The sequence below is a fragment of the Kitasatospora sp. NPDC001547 genome (assembly GCF_042894165.1).
Classification (GTDB): domain Bacteria; phylum Actinomycetota; class Actinomycetes; order Streptomycetales; family Streptomycetaceae; genus Kitasatospora.
In genome coordinates this window covers 552,611-570,372 of the sequence record NZ_JBIAVL010000003.1, presented here as the reverse complement: position 1 = coordinate 570,372, position 17,762 = coordinate 552,611, and the positions used below count along the sequence as shown (strand labels likewise).

Sequence of the window (17,762 nt, the reverse complement as noted above, 5' to 3'; positions counted from 1 at the left end):
GGTGCGCCGGTGCCGCCCGCCGGATTCCGCTAGCCTCCGCCTGTGAAGCTCGTGAAGCCCCGGTCGGCGCCCGAGCCGCCGGTCTCCCGCGCCACCGCGCGGCTCGGCTGGCTGGACGCACTGCGCGGCGTCGCCGCCCTCGCCGTGGCCATGCACCACTTCGGGCTGCTCGACAAGATCCGGCACGCGGCCTGGGTGCCCCGGCAGCTGGACCTCGGCCTCTTCGGCGTGATGCTGTTCTTCCTGGTCAGCGGGTACATCGTCCCGGCCTCGCTGGAACGGCGCGGCGACGTCCGGGCGTTCTGGACCGGACGGTTCTTCCGCCTCTACCCGGCGGTGGCCGTCGCGGTGGGGGCGAGCCTGCTGGTGCTGCCCCGCGGCGACCAGGTCGTCCAGGACTTCGCCTTCGACCACCCGGCGCTGTCGTTCGCCGCCAACGGCCTGCTGCTCCAGGACCTGCTGGGGGTGCCCAGCGCGCTCGGGGTGATGTGGTCGCTCACCTACGAGATGGTCTTCTACTACTTCGTCTCGGCGCTCTTCGTCCGGGGCTGGCACCGGCACAGCGCGCCGATCACGATCGGCTTCGCGTCCGTCGCCCTGGTGCTGGGCGCCTGGCTGCCGATCGGCGGCATCTCGGTGGACCCGGCGGCCACCGGGAACCTGGTCGCGGCCGCCGGGATCGTGGTGCTGACGGCGATGGCCTGCATCGCCACCGCCCGCCCGGACCTGACCCGTTGGGGCGCGCTGCTGCTCGGCGGCCTGGGCCTGGTCCTGATCACGGTGAACAACCGGACCACCGGCTTCGAGACCATGCTGATCTTCGCGACCATGTTCGCCGGCACCGTGCTGTACCGGCTGGAGCACGGGCAGCTCGACCGGCTCCCGGCCCTGTTCTGCTGCGCCTTCGTGGTCGTCACCGGCGTCACGGTCGGCTACCTGTACAACCGCGGCACGGCGCTGTGGCACACCTGGACGCCCTCGTGGCAGTCCTTCTCGTCGGCCTACCTGGCCGCCTGGGCGCTGTTCGCGGCGGCCGTGCTGCTGCGCCGCCGCCGCTTCCCGCGCTGGCTCGGCGGGCTCGGCACGATCAGCTTCTCGGTCTACCTGCTGCACGGCCCGCTGATGTTCCTCCTCGCCCGGCTGCTCCGGAGCCACCCGCCGGTCGTCGGGCCGAAGGGGCAGGCCGCGCTCACCCTCGGCTACCTCGGGGCGCTGGTGGTGCTCGGGTACCTCTCCTACCGGCTGGTCGAGATCCCCTTCCAGAAGCTCGGCCGCAAGGCGGTCGCGGCGCTGGACCGGCGCTTCCCGGCGCCCGCCCCGGCGCCGCTCGCCGCCCCGGGCACGCGCGAGCCGGAGCCGGCCGGCGGCGCCTGACCCGCGGACCGACGCACCGAGGCCGCCCACCCCACGAGCGGGGCGGGCGGCCTCCTGCGTACCGGCTGGACCTCAGACCGTGGCGCTCTCCGGAGCGTTCTCGGGGAAGTGGCAAGCCACCTGGTGCCCGGTCTCCAGCGCCGTCAGCGGCGGTTCCTGGCTCGCGCACACGTCCTGCGCCTTCCAGCACCGGGTGCGGAAGCGGCAGCCGCTGGGCGGGTTGATCGGCGAGGGGACGTCGCCCTTGAGCAGGATCCGCTCGCGGCCCGCGCGCTGGCGGCGGCGCGGGTCCGGGACGGGCACGGCGGACATCAGCGCGTTGGTGTACGGGTGCATCGGGCTGCGGTAGAGCGAGTTCCGGTCGGCGATCTCCACGATCTTGCCGAGGTACATCACCGCGACCCGGTCCGAGACGTGCCGGACCACCGAGAGGTCGTGCGCGATGATCAGGTAGGTCAGCCCGAGCTCCTGCTGGAGGTCGTCCAGCAGGTTGACGACCTGCGCCTGGATCGAGACGTCCAGCGCGGAGACCGGCTCGTCCGCGACGATCATCTTCGGCTTGAGCGCGAGCGCCCGGGCGATGCCGATGCGCTGGCGCTGGCCGCCGGAGAACTCGTGCGGGTAGCGGTTGTAGTGCTCGGGGCTGAGCCCGCACAGCTCCAGCAGTTCCTGGACGGCCTTCTTGAGCCCGCCGGCCGGCACCGCGTCCTGGAGCTTGAACGGCGCGCCGACGATGGTGCCGACGGTGTGCCGGGGGTTCAGCGAGGAGTACGGGTCCTGGAAGATCATCTGGATGTCGCGGCGCAGCGGCCGCATCGCCCCGACGCCCAGGTGGGTGATGTCGGTGCCCTCGAACTCGATGGTCCCGCCGGTCGGCTCGTCGAGCCGGGTGACCAGTCGGCCCATGGTCGACTTGCCGCAGCCGGACTCGCCCACGACGCCCAGCGTCTCACCGGCGTTGACCGTGAAGTCGATGCCGTCGACGGCCCGCACCGCGCCGGTCTGGCGCATCAGCAGCCCGCTGCGGATCGGGAAGTGCCGGGTCAGGCCGGCCACCTTCAGCAGCGGTTCGCGGCCGGGGGCGGCTGCCGGCGACGGGGTCGCCGCCGCCTGAGTGTCCGTCATCGGTTCTCTCCAGAAAGGTGGTACGAGGCCGGGCTCACAGCCGGGGCGCGATCTCTTCGGCGAAGATGCGGTGCCGCTCTGCGGCCGCCAGGTGGCAGGCCGCGAAGTGTCCGGAGGCGGCCTCGGTCAGCACCGGGACCTCGCTCGTGGAACGCCCGTCGGTCAGGGCGGCGTACGGGCAGCGCGGGTGGAAGGCGCAGCCGGACGGCACGTTGATCAGGCTGGGCGGGGTGCCCTTGACCGGCACCAGCCGGTCCTGGAGCTCCCGGTCCAGTCGCGGCATCGAGCCCAGCAGGCCCCAGGTGTACGGGTGCTCGGGCGAGTCGAAGAGGGTCTCGGCCGGGCCGCGCTCGACGCACTTGCCGCCGTACATGACCAGGATGTCGTCGGCCAGTTCGGCGACCACCCCGAGGTCGTGGGTGATGATGATGACGGCGGAGCCGAACTCCTCCTGCAGGTCGCGGATGAGGTCCAGGATCTGCGCCTGGACGGTGACGTCCAGGGCGGTGGTGGGCTCGTCGGCGATCAGCAGCGAGGGGTCGTTGACCAGGGCCATGGCGATCATCGCGCGCTGGCGCATGCCGCCGGAGAACTGGTGCGGGTAGTCGTCCACCCGGCGGTCGGGCTGCGGGATGCCGACCCGGTCGAGCATCTCGATCGCGCGGGCCCGGGCCTGCTTCTTGGTGGCCTCCGGGTGGTGCACCCGGTACGCCTCGACGATCTGCTGCCCCACCGTGTAGTAGGGGTGCATCGCGGTCAGCGGGTCCTGGAAGATCATCGCCAGCTCGCGGCCGCGCAGTTGGCGCACCCGGTCCGGGCCGGCCGCGATCAGGTCCTCGCCGTTCAGCCGGATCTCGCCGCTGATCCGGGCCCGCTTGGAGCGGTGCAGGCCCATGATGCCCAGCGAGGTGACGGACTTGCCGGAGCCGGACTCGCCGACGATGCCGAGGGTGCGGCCCTTGTGCAGGTCGAAGCTGACCCCGTCCACCGAGCGGACCAGGCCGTCGTCGGTGTCGAAGTGGATCCGCAGGTCCCGCACGGAGAGGAAGGGCTCGCCGGACGGGGTCCGCGCGGCGTCCGCCGGGTTCTTCTGGAGGTCGGTCACGAGAGCCTCACCCGGGGGTCGACGAGCGCGTACAGGAGGTCGACCACGAGGTTGCAGACGACGATGAAGAAGGCGGCGAGCAGGGTGACGCCGAGGATCTTGGGCAGGTCGTTGTCGGAGATCGCCTGGACGGCGAACTGGCCGACGCCCTGGAGCGAGAAGACCTGCTCGGTGATCAGCGCGCCGCCGAGCAGCAGGCCGAGGTCCATGCCGAAGATCGTGACGATCGGGGTGAGCGCGGCGCGCAGCCCGTGCCGGGCGACGACCTTGCGCTCGACCAGGCCCTTGGCCCGGGCGGTGCGGATGTAGTCCTCGCTCATGGTCTCCAGCATCCCGGCGCGGGTGAGCCGGGCGTAGAGCGCGGAGTAGAGGAAGGCCAGCGAGATCCACGGCAGGATCAGGTTGCGGGCCCACATCAGCGGGTTCTCCGTGAAGTCCACGTACTGCAGGTTGTCCAGGATCGGCCACTCGTAGCTGAACAGCGTGAGCAGCAGCGCGCCGGTGAAGAAGACCGGCAGCGAGACGCCGGCGAGCGCGACGCCCATGGAGAGCCGGTCGAAGATCGAGCGCGGCTTCAGGGCGGAGACGACGCCGGTGGCGACGCCGGAGACCAGCCAGAGCACGGCCGCGCCGGCGGCGAGCGAGATGGTCGTCGGGATCCGCTTGGAGAGCTCGGGCCAGACCTCGAGGTGGTTCTTGAAGGAGTAGCCGAAGCAGGGCACGTGGCAGGTGGCCGGTTCCGGCCCGAAGTTGTACTCGGCGCCGGCGACCAGGCCCTTGAGGAACTTCCAGTACTGGGCGTACAGCGGCTGGTCGAGGCCGAGGTTCTGCTTGACCGCCGCGATCGTCTCGGGGGACGGGCTCTTCCCGATGAACTGGGCGGCCAGTTGGTCGGCCGTCTCGCCGGCGAGGCGCGGCAGCAGGAAGAAGATCGCGAAGGTGACCGCGCTGACGACCAGCAGCAGAATCACGGCCGCGAAGGTCCTGCGGATGATGTAGGCAAACACAGTAGGGCGGCTCCGGCGGCCCGCCGCCGTCCGGGATCCTCCGGACGGCGGCGGGCGCCGCTGCCTTCACCTGCCTTCAGGGATGCGAGCCAGGCTCTTACTTGGTGGTGCCGATGTTCAGGTAGTCGTACTCACCCGAGAACGCCGAGGTGGAGACCAGGTTGGTGGCGTTGGACGGGCGGTACAGGAAGACCTTGAAGTAGGTGAGCGGGACGTAGACCGCCTGCTCCATGGTCTTCTTGTCGATGTCGGCGTAGATCTTCTCGCGGCCCTTCTGGTCCGGGTTGACCGCCGCGTCGTCGATCAGCTTGTTGACCGCCGGGTCGTCCAGCTGGGCGAGGTTGTTGTTGCCGGTCTCCTTGACCGCGCGGCCGTCGACGATCTGCTGGAGGAAGCCGTAGCCGGTCGGCCAGTCGGCGCCCCACTGCATCATCATCAGGCCGATGTTGTGGTCGGCGGTGAACTTCGGCGAACCGGCGTTGTCCGTCAGGTACTTGGACTGCGGGTACTGCTGGATCTCGGCGGTGATGCCGATCTTCTTCAGCGCGGCCTGGATCGAGGTCGCGGCGGCGATCTCGGTGGCGCGCTCGGTGCGGGCCGAGATGACGGTGTTGAAGCCGCCCTCCTTGCCGCACGCCTTCAGGTGCTCCTTGGCCTTGGCCTCGTCGCCCTTGTTGTCCTTGGTCTCGTACAGGTTGAAGTCCTGGTGGCCCGGGACGTCCGGCGGGAGCACCGTGTTGGCGATCTGGCCGCGGATCGGGCCGCCCTGGGCGGTCTGCACCGAGACCTTGTCGATCGCGAACTGGACGGCCTTGCGGCACTCGACGTTGTCGAACGGCGCGAGCTTGGAGTTGATCGCCATGTAGACCAGGCGACCGCCGTAGGCGTTGTCGGTGTTGGCCTTCAGCTTCGGGTCCTGCAGGATCTGCGCCTGGGTCTGCGGGTCGACGCCGGCGCCCACCAGGTCGACCTGGGCGTTGCCGGCCAGCAGGTCCTTGTCGATGGTGGCCTGGTCGATGTTGAACCGGAGCACGATCTTGTCCGCGAGCTGCTTGCGGATCGGGTCGGTGCTCTTGTCCCAGTTGGTGTTCGGCACCAGGACGGCCTGCTTGCCGTCCTCGTAGGACTCGAACTTGTAGGCGCCCGAGGACATGACGTGCTTGACGTACTCGGCGCCGTTGTCCTTCGCCTGCGGGACCGGCGCGGTCTGCGGGGCGCTGACCAGGTAGTCGAAGTCCGCGAACGGGTGCTGGAGGTGGAAGACCACCGTGGTGTCGTCCGGCGTCTCGATCGAGTTCAGGCCGCCGGCCTTGTCCTTGTACGGACCCTCGTACGGCGTCGGGTTGTCGACCAGCAGGTTGCGGAAGTACGTCGGGCCGTTGGTGAGCACGTCCGTGTAGTTGGAGCGCTCGACGGCGTACTTGACGTCCTTCGAGGTGATCGGGGTGCCGTCGTCGTACTTCAGGCCGGCCCGCAGCTTGTACGTCCAGGTCAGGCCGTCCGCGCTCGGCTGGCCCATCGACTCGGCGAGGTCCGGGACGAGCTTGTTGCCCTCCTCGCCCGGCGCCGGGTTGAAGGTGGTCAGCGCGCGGGAGTACAGCCGCGAGAAGTTGTAGATGTACGCGTAGTACGTGTTGCCCGGGTCGAGCGAGTCCGGGGTGCCCTTCATCTCGTAGGTCACCGTCCCGCCCTTCTTGTCCGAGGCGTTGACGATGCTCTTGGTGGCCGCGTTGGCGCCGCCCCCGGCGGCGCCGGAGGCCGAGGAGGAGCCGCCGCTCTTCGACGAGCTGGTGCAACCGGTCACGACCAGGACCGCGGCGGCGGCCGCAGCGGTCAGGGCGACGGTACGGGACCTACGCATGGGTGAGATCAACCCCTTGGGGAAGTGGAGGCGGTGGAGGGTCCTGACGCAGGGTCATGTGATGACTCGGGGTCAGTGGATGACGCTGGGTCAGTTGCTCTTGGGATCGAGGGCGTCGCGCAGGCCGTCGCCGAGCAGGTTGAAGGCGAGCACGGTGACGAAGATCGCCAGCCCGGGGACCACCATGTACTGGGGGTCCACCTGGTAGTACCGGATGGCGTCCTGGAGCATCCCGCCCCAGGAGGCCTGCGGGGGCTGGATGCCGACGCCGAGGAAGCTCAGCCCGGCCTCGAAGAGGATGTTGGTCGGGATCAGCAGGGTCGAGTAGACCAGGATCGGACCGACCAGGTTGGGCAGCAGTTCCTTGAACAGGATGAACGGGCCGCGCGCCCCGAGGCTGCGGGCCGCGTGGACGAACTCCCGTTCGCGCAGCGAGAGCGTCTGGCCGCGCACGATCCGGCCCATGTAGGGCCAGTTGAAGAAGCCGATCACGAAGATCAGCACCATGATGTGCAGCGGCAGGCCGTGCAGGCCGAACGCGCCGCCCTGCAGCGAGGTGGAGATCGCGATGGCGAAGAGCAGCAGCGGGAAGGCCAGGAAGACGTCCATCACCCGGCTGATCAGGGTGTCCACCCAGCCGCCGTAGTAGCCGGCCATGATGCCGAGCACGGTGCCGATGGTGTTGGACAGCACGGTCGCGCCGAAGGCGACCAGCAGGGAGACCCAGGAGCCCTCGATGACGCGGGTGAGCAGGTCGCGGCCCTGCAGGGGGTCGACGCCGAGCGGGTGCTCCCAGCTCATGCCGCCCCAGTCGCCGAACGGCAGGCCACCGAGGTCGGCGTCCAGCAGGTCCTGGTGGAGGGCGTCCGGGTCCAGCCCGAACAACGACTCGATCGGCTTGGCCAGCACGGCGAGCAGGATCAGCAGGATCACCACGACGCCGCCGACGACGGCGGCCTTGTCCCGCTTGAAGCGGGTCCAGGCGATCTGACCGAGGGAGCGGCCCTCGATCTTCTTGGCCGGGCTTGCGGCGGCGGGTGCCTCCGGATCGTTCCCGGCGGTGGTCACGGATGCGGTCATGGTCAGTAGGTCCCCTCGCCGACGGTGGCCGGCCCACGGGTGCCGGTCGCCGGCTTCGGCGGTGCGGCTGCGGACGTGCGGAAGTGCTTAGGAGGAGCGGGTGTTGACGGCAGTGCTTCGTGCACAGGCACTGCCACCACGCGGGATGGGCGTCGCGTGGCCGGGCTGTCGGCGTGCGCGCTCACCTTTGTGGGGTTCCAGCACGCGCGGTGCGTTGCGCAGAACTCTCTGCCATCCGAACTGGCTTGCGCCAGCCCTGACAACCGACAGATGCCCAACTGTGATCTGCGCGCATGCACCTTCCCGATCTTCGGCATACACCTCTTCACATGGCTGTAACTGCCATGTCAAGATGACCGGGCCGCACATCCGGAAATTCGTCCGGAAAGCATCGAAGCCGACTTGACGGACAATCAAGTCGGCTTCGCGGGAATGGGTTTCGGGAATCAGCGCCCGGGGTAGCCGGGCCACGGCCGCTGCGGCGACGGCTGCTGCCAGCCCGGCGCCGGCGGCTGGGTGCCGTACGCGTAGCCCGGCATCGACTGCCCGGGGTACGGCGGCGGGGGCACCGGCGGGTACGGACCGGTCGGCGGGCGGCCCGACTCCCGGTCGAAGAACGGCCGGGCGTTGGCGCGCATCCACAGCGCCACCGGGTCGTACTCGTCCGACATCGCCACCGTGGACACCGCCAGCCCCTCCGGGGCCACCGCGATGGCGCGCCGCATCAGCGCCCGCACCGCCTCCACCGCCGGCGGCGAGCTCTCGTACAGGTCGAGGCCGATCGCCAGGTACGGCTCCCCCACCGCGGGCTGCACCCAGGCCCGGCGCAGCGCACGTACCGCGCGCACCTCGCCGGCCTGCCGCTCCAGCAGCGCGAAGAACGGCTGGGCGTTCAGCTGCGGCTCGCTCAGCTTCAACGGCCCGGCCGGCAGCCGGTCCAGGCCCGCGGCGACCCGCCGCAGGTCCGCCCACGGCACCCCGACGCCCCCGCCGGGCGCGTGCGGGTTGAGCCACAGGCCCCAGCGGGTGCGGTACAGCGAGGCCGCGATCTCCCGGCCGGAGATGACCTCGTGGGCCCGCGCCCAGCCGGAGGAGGTCAGTTGTTCGGGCGAGGTGACGGCCGGCGCGTAGCCGTGGCCGCTGATCTCCATGTTCCCGTACTGCGCGTCCGGGCTGCCCGGCGTGCCGTGCCACAGCAGCATCCAGACCCGGCCGTCCGCCAGCGCGTGCAGCAGCCGCTCGTACGCGTCGTAGCGCTCCGGCGCGACATCGCCCAGGGCGCGCTCCAACGCGCCGGGATCAGCTCCCGGGCGCCCGGCGGCCGGTGCCTGGCCCCAGGCCCCCGGCACACCGCCCGCTCCCGTTCCCGCACTCATGCGCCCACCTCGCCGCGCCTCTTTCCCTCAACCCGCCGGCCCGTCGGCCGTCTGCACGCACCCTATGGCGCGGCACCGGCCACCGCCACGGCGACGTGCCTCTGATACGAACCCGCTCACGCCCGCGTATAGAAGGGCAGTACCCGGGTGAGCAGCCACTCGACCACCGGGTCGTCGGCGAGGTCGAGCAGTACGAGGTGGACGCCGCCGGGCAGCGGCGCGGTTCCCAGCGCTCGGCCGAGCGCGTCGTTCACCGCGGCCGGATCGGCCGGCGCCGCCGGGTCCAACTGGACGCCCACGAACATCACGGTCGGCTCGCCCTCGATGCTGGCCAGCGCCCTGCGGGCGGTCAGCACCCCCGGCAGCGCCGAGAGTTCGGCCCGGCAGGCGGCCAGGAAGTGCTCCGGGTCCTCGCCCGGCACCGGCTCGCGCAGCGCCACCCGCCCGCCGGTCGGCGCCGGGTCGCCGGCGGCGTCCCAGCGGTCCTCGCGGGGGCCGCGGCGCAGCTCGGCGACGCCCTGCGGCGGGACCGGCAGGCCCACCGCCGCTTCCGGGTTCACCGCGATGCCCACGCCCAGCGGCAGCCCGCGGGCGAACTCCCACACCGGCGCGATCGCGAAGGCCATCCCGGGCGCCTGCTGGAGGAACACCTCCTGCGAGGAGAACACCGGCACGTACGGGTCGCCGCCCAGCTCGATCGTCGGCAGGTCCAGCGACTGCCCCTGCGGGTCGCCGCCGGCCGGCAGCGGCACCCACACCTGGCTGCGCGCCAGCACCTCGATCACCCGCGGCGTCGCGCCCGGGTCGCCCAGGGCCGCGGTCAGCACCTGCTCCAGCTCGTTGGCCGGCCAGGAGCCGCCCGCAGGCGCCTCCTCCGGTCCGCCCCACCCCTGCTGCTGCTCCACCGGGTACCCCATGCGCCGCCGATTCCGCCCTCTGCCGTTCGGCCGCCCTCTGCTGCGCCGACGCGCAGCAGTCTAGAGGCGCGCGGGGGCGGGGTCAGGACTCGTGTTCGGGTCCCGCGCGGTGTGACCGGGTCCCCCCTCCCCTCGTCGTCCCGGACGTGCCATGATGTGCGCGTCCGACGGCATGCGCCGCGGGCCCCCACAACTCCATACCGGCCGCTCGAACCCGCGCGGGAGAGCCCGGAGTGCCGTTCAGGCACAGCCGGCGCCGAAGGAGCAAGTCCTCCCCGGAATCTCTCAGGCACCCCTACCGCACGGGTTAGGCACATCTGGAAAGCGGCGCCCGGCCCTGTCGTGCGCCCACCCACGGTGCAAGCCGCCATGCTGTCCCCCAAGCTGGAAACAGCTGCGGGCAGGTGGGCGGTGAAGCTCTCAGGTTCGACGACAGATGGGGAGACCCACGCCGCCGCATGCCCGCGCGCAGGGTCGGCCCCCGAGCGGGTCCGGTCCGGTGCGCGCACCCCTGAGTGCCCCGACCGAGGAGTTCCTGGCCATGTCGTCCCTCCGCCTGACCGCGCTCGACGCGCTGCACCGCGCCCTCGGCGCGACCATGACCGACTTCGCCGGCTGGGACATGCCGCTGCGCTACGGCAGCGAGCGCGAGGAGCACCTCGCGGTCCGCACCAAGGCCGGCCTGTTCGACCTCTCGCACATGGGCGAGATCACCGTCACCGGCCCGCAGGCCGGCGAGATGCTGGACCACGCGCTGGTCGGCTTCGTCTCCGCGCTGGGCGTGCTGCGCGCCCGCTACACCATGATCTGCGCCGAGGACGGCGGCATCCTGGACGACCTGATCGTCTACCGCCTGCGCGAGGACGCCTTCCTGGTCGTCGCCAACGCCTCCAACGCCCAGCTGGTCCTCGACGAGCTGATCGCCCGCGCCAAGGGCTTCGATGCCGTCGTCACCGACGACCGCGACACCTACGCGCTGATCGCCGTCCAGGGCCCGGAGGCCACCGCCATCCTGGCGAAGACCACCGACGCCGACCTGCCCGGCCTGAAGTACTACGCGATCCTCCCGGCCCAGGTGGCCGGCCGCGACGTGCTGCTCGCCCGCACCGGCTACACCGGCGAGGACGGCTTCGAGATCTTCTGCCACCCGGTCGACGCCGAGCCGGTCTGGCAGGCGCTGACCGCCGCGGGCGAGGGCCACGGCCTGGTCCCGTGCGGCCTGTCCTGCCGCGACACGCTGCGCCTGGAGGCCGGAATGCCGCTGTACGGGCACGAGCTGTCCACCGACCTCACCCCGTTCGACGCCGGCCTGGGCCGGGTCGTCCGCTTCGACAAGACCACCAACGAGGGCGCGTTCGTCGGCCGCAAGGCGCTGGAGCAGGCCGCCGCCGCGGCCGAGACCAACCCGCCGAAGGTGCTGGTCGGCCTCGTCTCCGAGGGCAAGCGGGTGCCGCGCGCCGAGTACACCGTGGTCTCCGCCGACGGCGAGCCGATCGGCCGGATCACCTCGGGCGCGCCGTCCCCGACGCTGGGGCAGCCGATCGCGATGGCCTACGTCGACGCCGCCCACGCCGCCCCCGGCACCACCGTCGCGGTGGACGTGCGCGGCAAGCACGAGCCCGTCCAGGTCGTCGCGCTGCCGTTCTACAAGCGCGCCCGCTGAGCCCCGCCGGGCCCCGGTTTTCCCCATACACGCACGTCGCGGCCGTCCGCGCGGCGGCCCGCTTCGTCGTACCCGCTTCCCATCCTGGAGAATGACGCCATGAGCAACCCCCAGCACCTGCAGTACACCAAGGAGCACGAGTGGCTGACCGCCGCGGACGCGGAGGGTGTCTCCACGGTCGGCATCACCGCGCACGCCGCCGACGCGCTCGGTGACATCGTCTACGTGCAGCTCCCCGAGGTCGGTGACACCGTGACCGCCGGCGAGACCTGCGGCGAGCTGGAGTCCACCAAGTCGGTCAGCGACCTGTACTCCCCGGTGACCGGCGAGGTCACCGAGGTCAACCAGGACGTCCTGGACGACAACGCCCTGGTCAACAGCGCCCCGTTCGAGGGCGGCTGGCTGTTCAAGGTGCGCGTCGAGGCCACCGACGAGCTGCTCAGCGCCGACGAGTACGACGCGCTCACCAACCCCCAGGGCTGATCCGCCTGCCAGGGGCGGTCGCGCGGCGGCCGCCCCGCCCCGGCCCCTTTCCCTCCTCCTCCCGGGAAGACCACACCATGACGGTTCTCAACCAGTCCCTGCACGCCCTCGACCCGGAGATCGCCGCCGCGGTCGACGCCGAGCTGCACCGCCAGCAGACCACCCTGGAGATGATCGCCTCCGAGAACTTCGCCCCGGTGGCGGTCATGGAGGCCCAGGGCTCGGTGCTCACCAACAAGTACGCGGAGGGCTACCCCGGCCGCCGCTACTACGGCGGCTGCGAGCACGTCGACGTGGTCGAGCAGATCGCGATCGACCGCATCAAGGCGCTGTTCGGCGCCGAGCACGCCAACGTCCAGCCGCACTCCGGCGCACAGGCCAACGCCGCCGCGATGTTCGCGCTGATCCAGCCGGGCGACACCATCCTGGGCCTGTCGCTGGCCCACGGCGGTCACCTGACCCACGGCATGAAGATCAACTTCTCCGGCAAGCTCTACGACGTGGCCGCGTACCACGTGGACGAGAAGACCGGCCAGGTCGACATGGCCGAGGTCGAGCGCCTCGCCAAGGAGCACCAGCCGAAGCTGATCATCGCCGGCTGGTCGGCCTACCCGCGCCAGCTCGACTTCGCCGCGTTCCGCCGGATCGCCGACGAGGTCGGCGCGCTGCTCATGGTGGACATGGCGCACTTCGCCGGCCTGGTGGCCGCCGGGCTGCACCCGAACCCGGTGCCGTACGCGGACGTGGTCACCACCACCACCCACAAGACCCTGGGCGGCCCGCGCGGCGGCGTCATCCTGTCCAAGGCCGAGTACGCCAAGAAGATCAACTCCGCGGTCTTCCCCGGCCAGCAGGGCGGCCCGCTGGAGCACGTGATCGCCGGCAAGGCGGTCGCCTTCAAGGTCGCGGCCTCGGAGGAGTTCAAGGAGCGCCAGCAGCGCACCCTGGACGGCGCCCGCATCCTCGCCGAGCGCCTGCTCCAGGCCGACGTGGCCGAGGCCGGCGCCTCCGTGCTCTCCGGCGGCACCGACGTCCACCTGGTCCTGGTCGACCTGCGCAACAGCCAGCTCGACGGCCAGCAGGCCGAGGACCGGCTGCACGAGGTCGGCATCACCGTCAACCGCAACGCGATCCCGAACGACCCGCGCCCGCCGATGGTCACCTCGGGCCTGCGCATCGGCACCCCGGCCCTGGCCACCCGCGGCTTCCAGGCCGAGGACTTCCGCGAGGTCGCCGACATCATCGCCGAGGCGCTCAAGCCCGCCTTCGACGAGACCGTCGCCGACGCCCTGAAGGCCCGGGTCGCCGCCCTGGCCGAGAAGTACCCGCTGTACCCGAACCTCTGATCACCGCGGTGATCCTTCGGGCGGGGTGACGGGCCTCACCCCTCCGGCGTACCTGGCACCCCGGGGCACCGCGCACACTGGACTGTGCGCGCGGTGCCCCGTCCCGTGTCGGCCCCTCCCTGCCCGCAAGTCCTTCCACGAGACCAGACAAGGACGTCCCCCGTGGCCATCAGCGTCTTCGACCTCTTCTCCATCGGCATCGGCCCGTCGAGCTCCCACACCGTGGGCCCGATGCGCGCCGCCCGGATGTTCGCCCGCCGACTGCGCTCCGAAGGCCTGCTGGACCGCGTGACGGGCGTGCGCGCCGAGCTGTACGGCTCGCTCGGCGCCACCGGCCACGGCCACGGCACCCCGAAGGCCGTCCTGCTGGGCCTGGAGGACAACTCGCCCCGCACCGTCGACGTCGACCAGGCCGACAAGGACGTCGAGCGGATCATCGCCGAGAAGCGGCTCAGCCTGCTCGGCGAGCACCCCGTCGACTTCGACCCGGACACCCAGCTGGTGCTGCACCGCCGCCGCTCGCTGCCGTACCACGCCAACGGGATGACCCTGTGGGCGTACGCGGCGGACGGCTCCACCCTGCTGGAGAAGACCTACTACTCGGTCGGCGGCGGCTTCGTGGTGGACGAGGACGCGATCGGCGCGGACCGGGTCAAGCCCGACGACACCGTGCTGAAGTACCCCTTCCGCACCGGCGACGAGCTGCTGCGGCTCAGCCGGGAGACCGGGCTGTCGATCTCCGCCCTGATGCTGGAGAACGAGAAGGCCTGGCGCAGCGAGGAGGAGATCCGGACCGGGCTGCTGGAGATCTGGTCCGTGATGCAGGAGTGCGTGCGGGCCGGCATGTCCCGCGAGGGCATCCTGCCGGGCGGCCTCAAGGTCCGCCGCCGGGCGGCCGCGGGCGCCCGGGCGCTGCGCGCCGAGGGCATCGGGCCGGCCAACGCGATGGAGTGGGTGACCCTCTACGCGATGGCCGTCAACGAGGAGAACGCCTCCGGGCGGCGGGTGGTCACCGCGCCGACCAACGGCGCGGCGGGCATCATCCCGGCCGTCCTGCACTACTACCTGAACTTCATCCCGGGCGCCGACGACGACGGCATCGTCCGCTTCCTGCTCGCGGCCGGCGCCATCGGCATGCTGTTCAAGGAGAACGCCTCCATCTCCGGCGCCGAGGTCGGCTGCCAGGGCGAGGTCGGCTCCGCCTGCTCGATGGCCGCGGGCGGCCTCGCCGAGGTCCTCGGCGGCACCCCCGAGCAGGTCGAGAACGCCGCCGAGATCGGCATCGAGCACAACCTCGGCCTCACCTGCGACCCGGTCGGCGGCCTGGTCCAGATCCCCTGCATCGAGCGCAACGGCATGGCCTCGGTCAAGGCCGTCACGGCGGCCCGGATGGCGCTGCGCGGCGACGGCCGGCACCACGTCTCGCTGGACAAGGCGATCAAGACGATGAAGGAGACCGGCGCCGACATGAAGATCAAGTACAAGGAGACCTCGCGCGGCGGCCTCGCCGTGAACGTCATCGAGTGCTGATTCCGGCACATCGAGTGCTGATCCCGGCATTCTGAAGGCCCCCGGGCGGACCCCCGTCCCGCCCGGGGGCCTTCGCCGTCCCCCGTTCCCTCCCCCGTCGCTCCCTGGCTCAGGCCGCGAACGGGCGGGCCCGCCGGGCGTCCCGCAGCGCCCGCGCCCACCAGGTGAGCTGGTCGAGCATGGTCTTGGCGGCGGCGTCGGCGGCCGGGTCGAGCGCCCCGCCGTCGGCGTCGAAGCACCGCGCGGCGCCGTGGAAGCTGACCGTGTTGCGGATCGTCGCGGCGTTCAGCTCGGCCAGCACCACCCGGAGCTGCTCGACGGCCCGCAGGCCCCCGGACAGGCCGCCGTACGAGACGAAGGCGACCGGCTTGCCGTGCCACTCGCGGTTGTGCCAGTCGATGGCGTTCTTCAGCGGGGCCGGGAAGCTGTGGTTGTACTCGGGCGTGACGATCACGAACGCGTCGGCCGCCTCCAGCCGGGGCGACACGGCGGCCAGCAACTCGGCGTCGGCCGACGGGACTTCACCCCCGAAGGACGGGAAGGTGACCGGCAGCGGGGTCTCCACCAGGTCGATGCGGTCGGCGGTCAGGTCGCCGCGGGCGTCGAGGTGGCCGAACAGCCAGTCGGCGACCACCGGGCCGAAGCGTCCCTCGCGGGTGCTGCCGACGAGGACCGCGACCTTCAGGGCCTGCTCCGTGGACATGGGGATCCCCCTCCTGGATCTGGTGTACGGCGTATCCGCCGGATACAACGTACACAGCGAGGTGTACGGCGTCCACTACCGATACGCCGTACGCACGAGGGTGCTACGGTGGGCCCGCCCCCCGTCGGAAGGAGCCCGCCCCATGCCGGCCCAGCAGGCCCCCGCCGCAGGCGACGACAAGCCCCCGGCCTCGCTCTGGGAGCGCCTGGCCCGCCCGGCCCCCGCGCCGCGCACCACCCTGACGCCGCACCGGATCGCCGAGGCCGCGGTCGCCATCGCCGACGCCGAGGGCCTGGACGCCGTCACCATGCGCCGACTGGCCGCCGAGCTCGGCGTCGCCCCGATGGCCGCCTACCGGTACGTCTCCGGCAAGGACGAGCTCATCGAGCTGATGGTCGACTCCGTCTACGGCCGGCTCCCGCTGGACGCCCCCGCGGAGGGCTGGCGGGAGACCATGCGCGCCCTGGCCGTCCATCTGCGGGCCATGCACCTGGCCCACCCGTGGACCGTCCGGGCGGCCACCCCGTTCGCCCTCAGCCCCCACCAGCTCGCCGTCCCGGAGCACGCGTTCACCGCCCTGGCCGACCACGGCTTGGACGCCGACACCACCATGGCGGTGTTCCGCACCGTCACCGGCTACGTCCACGGCTCGGTCTCCGCCGAGATCGCCCTGGAGGCCCTGCGCCGCGAACGCGGCTGGTCCGACGGCGACCAGATCCGGGCCGGCCTCGCCCCCCGGATGAGCTGGCTGATGGCCACCGGCCGCTACCCCGGCTACGAGCGCTACCTGCACGAGGCCACCCGCAAGGACGACCCCGACTGGCAGTTCGAGACCGGCCTCGACTGCGTCCTCGACGGCATCGCCACCCACTTCGCCCTCTGAGGCCTGGCCCCGCGGCGCGGGAAGTCGGCCCGGCCGACTTCTCATGCAGTGGTGGTCGGCGCTACCTTCGCGCTGGAAGGGCCAGGACGGCCAGGCCGCCGGCCAGGACGGCGAGGCCGCACCAGGAGACGGCGGGCAGGCGCTCGCCCAGGGCCGCCACGCCGAGGACCGCCGCGACGGCCGGCTCGGCGAGGGTCAGGGTGGTGGCGGTCTGGGCGGTGGTGTGGCGCAGGCCGCGGCCGAACAGCCAGTACGCGAGGAAGGTGGTGACCACCGCGAGGTGCAGCACCACGCCCGCCCCGCGCGGCGAGGCCAGCCATCCCGGGTCACCGGCGACCAGCACCGGCAGAACGATCAGCGCCCCGCCGCCGAACATCGCCCCCATCACCCCGCCCGACGGGTGCCCGTGCGCGATCAGCCGCCCGCCGATCAGCGAGTACAAGGCGTACGAGAGCCCGGAGAGCGCCGCCAGCAGCACACCCTGCGGGTCCACCGACCCGCCGCCGCCGGCGAGTTCGGGGCCCAGCACCAGCAGCGCGCAGCCGAGCACGGCCAGCGCCGTGGCCCCGGCCCACCGCCCGTCCGGCCGTCCCTGCCGGGACAGCCATCCGAGCAGCCCGGTGAACACCGGTGCGCTGCCGAGCGCGATCACCGTCGCGACCGCCACCCCGGTGCGGCTCACCGCCGGGTAGAAGGTGAGCGGGTACCCGGCCACCGCGACCGCGCCGGCCGCGAGCAGCCACCGCTCGCGCGGCCCGCAGGCCGGGGCAGTGCCCGGGCGGAGCGGTCGGACAGGAACAGCAGCAGCCCGCCGAGGACCAGCCCGGCGGCCCCGATCCCGGCCGCCGGGGCACCGGCGGGCGCCAGCGAGCTGACCGTCCCGGTGGTGCCCCAGAGGGCGGAGGCGATCAGGATCGGCACCGCGCCGCCGCGCGGACGGGCGCGGCGGGGAGCCGGGGAATCGGCACGGACAGGCGAGGACAAACGATTCGGCACAGGGGTGAACTTCCGTCGTCGAAGACCGTCAAGGCAACTGGTTTCGAGAACGGGCGCACGCCGTCGGCCCACGGCGGCCACCATCAGGCCGAGCCGGGGTCGCAGGGGATCAAGCCACCGAAGCGCGCGCCCGGTCAGGCGCTGAGCGGTGGCAGCACGACGTGCCAGTACAGGTTCACGCGTCGATGGTAGCGACCGACCCGCGGGGGGGGGGGGGGCCGCCCCCCGGGACGGCGGGGGGGGACCCCCGGCCGGCGCCACCGAACCGGGGGGGTGGGGCCGCCGGAGGGACCCCCGCGAGAGCCCCCCCCCC

Annotated in this window: 15 protein-coding genes and 1 riboswitch; of the genes, 6 read left to right on the top strand and 9 right to left on the bottom strand. The window is 72.1% G+C overall.

Translation table 11 applies throughout. The features are described 5' to 3' along the window. Positions 1–42: 42 nt before the first annotated feature. Positions 43–1,374, top strand: a complete 1,332-nt coding sequence (locus ACFY0X_RS08190) for an acyltransferase family protein (RefSeq protein ID WP_387750504.1) — start codon at positions 43–45, stop codon at positions 1,372–1,374. A gap of 72 nt (positions 1,375–1,446) precedes the next feature. On the opposite strand, the gene ACFY0X_RS08185 is transcribed toward ACFY0X_RS08190, so the two are convergent. The 7 genes from ACFY0X_RS08185 to ACFY0X_RS08155 all read right to left on the bottom strand — a co-directional run bounded on the left by ACFY0X_RS08185 (position 1,447) and on the right by ACFY0X_RS08155 (position 9,845). After that, positions 1,447–2,499 (bottom strand): ABC transporter ATP-binding protein, encoded by a 1,053-nt coding sequence (locus tag ACFY0X_RS08185; protein ID WP_387750502.1) that lies wholly within the window; start codon positions 2,497–2,499, stop codon positions 1,447–1,449. 34 nt (positions 2,500–2,533) lie between these two features. Next, entirely contained in the window at positions 2,534–3,604 is a 1,071-nt protein-coding gene (locus tag ACFY0X_RS08180) for an ABC transporter ATP-binding protein (protein ID WP_387750500.1), read from the bottom strand. Next, positions 3,601–4,611 (bottom strand): ABC transporter permease, encoded by a 1,011-nt coding sequence (locus ACFY0X_RS08175; RefSeq protein WP_387750497.1) that lies wholly within the window; start codon positions 4,609–4,611, stop codon positions 3,601–3,603. Before ACFY0X_RS08175 ends, ACFY0X_RS08180 begins: the two co-directional genes overlap by 4 nt. Positions 4,612–4,708: 97 nt before the next feature. Continuing rightward, a complete protein-coding gene (locus tag ACFY0X_RS08170) occupies positions 4,709–6,472 on the bottom strand; it encodes an ABC transporter substrate-binding protein (RefSeq protein ID WP_387750494.1) in 1,764 nt (587 codons plus the stop codon). A gap of 90 nt (positions 6,473–6,562) precedes the next feature. Beyond that, entirely contained in the window at positions 6,563–7,552 is a 990-nt protein-coding gene (locus ACFY0X_RS08165; RefSeq protein WP_387750491.1) for an ABC transporter permease, read from the bottom strand. 446 nt (positions 7,553–7,998) lie between these two features. Beyond that, positions 7,999–8,928 (bottom strand): enhanced serine sensitivity protein SseB C-terminal domain-containing protein, encoded by a 930-nt coding sequence (locus ACFY0X_RS08160; RefSeq protein WP_387750488.1) that lies wholly within the window; start codon positions 8,926–8,928, stop codon positions 7,999–8,001. Between the two features lie 116 nt (positions 8,929–9,044). After that, the gene (locus ACFY0X_RS08155; protein WP_387750485.1) at positions 9,045–9,845 is read right to left on the bottom strand and encodes an enhanced serine sensitivity protein SseB C-terminal domain-containing protein; all 801 of its coding nucleotides are present in this window, start codon (positions 9,843–9,845) and stop codon (positions 9,045–9,047) included. A gap of 209 nt (positions 9,846–10,054) precedes the next feature. Continuing rightward, a riboswitch (glycine riboswitch) is annotated at positions 10,055–10,156 on the top strand. A gap of 230 nt (positions 10,157–10,386) precedes the next feature. On the opposite strand from ACFY0X_RS08155, the gene gcvT reads away from it, so the two are divergent. From gcvT to ACFY0X_RS08135, 4 genes are all read left to right on the top strand, one after another. Continuing rightward, positions 10,387–11,508, top strand: a complete 1,122-nt coding sequence (gcvT, locus tag ACFY0X_RS08150) for a glycine cleavage system aminomethyltransferase GcvT (RefSeq protein WP_387750482.1) — start codon at positions 10,387–10,389, stop codon at positions 11,506–11,508. Positions 11,509–11,607: 99 nt separating this feature from the next. Beyond that, entirely contained in the window at positions 11,608–11,991 is a 384-nt protein-coding gene (gcvH, locus tag ACFY0X_RS08145) for a glycine cleavage system protein GcvH (RefSeq protein WP_387750480.1), read from the top strand. A 77-nt stretch (positions 11,992–12,068) separates the two neighbouring features. After that, the gene (glyA, locus tag ACFY0X_RS08140; protein WP_387750477.1) at positions 12,069–13,337 is read left to right on the top strand and encodes a serine hydroxymethyltransferase; all 1,269 of its coding nucleotides are present in this window, start codon (positions 12,069–12,071) and stop codon (positions 13,335–13,337) included. Between the two features lie 162 nt (positions 13,338–13,499). Next, positions 13,500–14,867 (top strand): L-serine ammonia-lyase, encoded by a 1,368-nt coding sequence (locus ACFY0X_RS08135; protein WP_387750474.1) that lies wholly within the window; start codon positions 13,500–13,502, stop codon positions 14,865–14,867. A gap of 109 nt (positions 14,868–14,976) precedes the next feature. On the opposite strand, the gene ACFY0X_RS08130 is transcribed toward ACFY0X_RS08135, so the two are convergent. Next, the gene (locus tag ACFY0X_RS08130) at positions 14,977–15,570 is read right to left on the bottom strand and encodes an NADPH-dependent FMN reductase (RefSeq protein ID WP_387750471.1); all 594 of its coding nucleotides are present in this window, start codon (positions 15,568–15,570) and stop codon (positions 14,977–14,979) included. Positions 15,571–15,712: 142 nt separating this feature from the next. Between ACFY0X_RS08130 and ACFY0X_RS08125 the strand changes: the two genes are divergently transcribed. Then, positions 15,713–16,453 (top strand): TetR/AcrR family transcriptional regulator, encoded by a 741-nt coding sequence (locus ACFY0X_RS08125; RefSeq protein ID WP_387750468.1) that lies wholly within the window; start codon positions 15,713–15,715, stop codon positions 16,451–16,453. A gap of 61 nt (positions 16,454–16,514) precedes the next feature. Here the strand turns inward: ACFY0X_RS08125 and ACFY0X_RS08120 are convergent, their stop codons facing one another. Continuing rightward, on the bottom strand, positions 16,515–17,168 hold the full coding sequence (locus ACFY0X_RS08120) for an EamA family transporter (RefSeq protein ID WP_387750465.1): 654 nt from the start codon (positions 17,166–17,168) through the stop codon (positions 16,515–16,517). Between the last annotated feature and the right edge of the window lie 594 nt (positions 17,169–17,762).

What these genes read in the sequence shown, in the direction of transcription:
- ACFY0X_RS08185 (WP_387750502.1), bottom strand. Translation starts at nt 2,499, where the DNA reads ATGACGGACACTCAGGCGGCGGCGACCCCGTCGCCGGCAGCCGCCCCC.
- ACFY0X_RS08170 (WP_387750494.1), bottom strand. Translation starts at nt 6,472, where the DNA reads ATGCGTAGGTCCCGTACCGTCGCCCTGACCGCTGCGGCCGCCGCCGCG.
- ACFY0X_RS08165 (WP_387750491.1), bottom strand. Translation starts at nt 7,552, where the DNA reads ATGACCGCATCCGTGACCACCGCCGGGAACGATCCGGAGGCACCCGCC.
- ACFY0X_RS08160 (WP_387750488.1), bottom strand. Translation starts at nt 8,928, where the DNA reads ATGAGTGCGGGAACGGGAGCGGGCGGTGTGCCGGGGGCCTGGGGCCAG.
- ACFY0X_RS08155 (WP_387750485.1), bottom strand. Translation starts at nt 9,845, where the DNA reads ATGGGGTACCCGGTGGAGCAGCAGCAGGGGTGGGGCGGACCGGAGGAG.
- gcvT (WP_387750482.1), top strand. Translation starts at nt 10,387, where the DNA reads ATGTCGTCCCTCCGCCTGACCGCGCTCGACGCGCTGCACCGCGCCCTC.
- gcvH (WP_387750480.1), top strand. Translation starts at nt 11,608, where the DNA reads ATGAGCAACCCCCAGCACCTGCAGTACACCAAGGAGCACGAGTGGCTG.
- glyA (WP_387750477.1), top strand. Translation starts at nt 12,069, where the DNA reads ATGACGGTTCTCAACCAGTCCCTGCACGCCCTCGACCCGGAGATCGCC.
- ACFY0X_RS08130 (WP_387750471.1), bottom strand. Translation starts at nt 15,570, where the DNA reads ATGTCCACGGAGCAGGCCCTGAAGGTCGCGGTCCTCGTCGGCAGCACC.
- ACFY0X_RS08125 (WP_387750468.1), top strand. Translation starts at nt 15,713, where the DNA reads ATGCCGGCCCAGCAGGCCCCCGCCGCAGGCGACGACAAGCCCCCGGCC.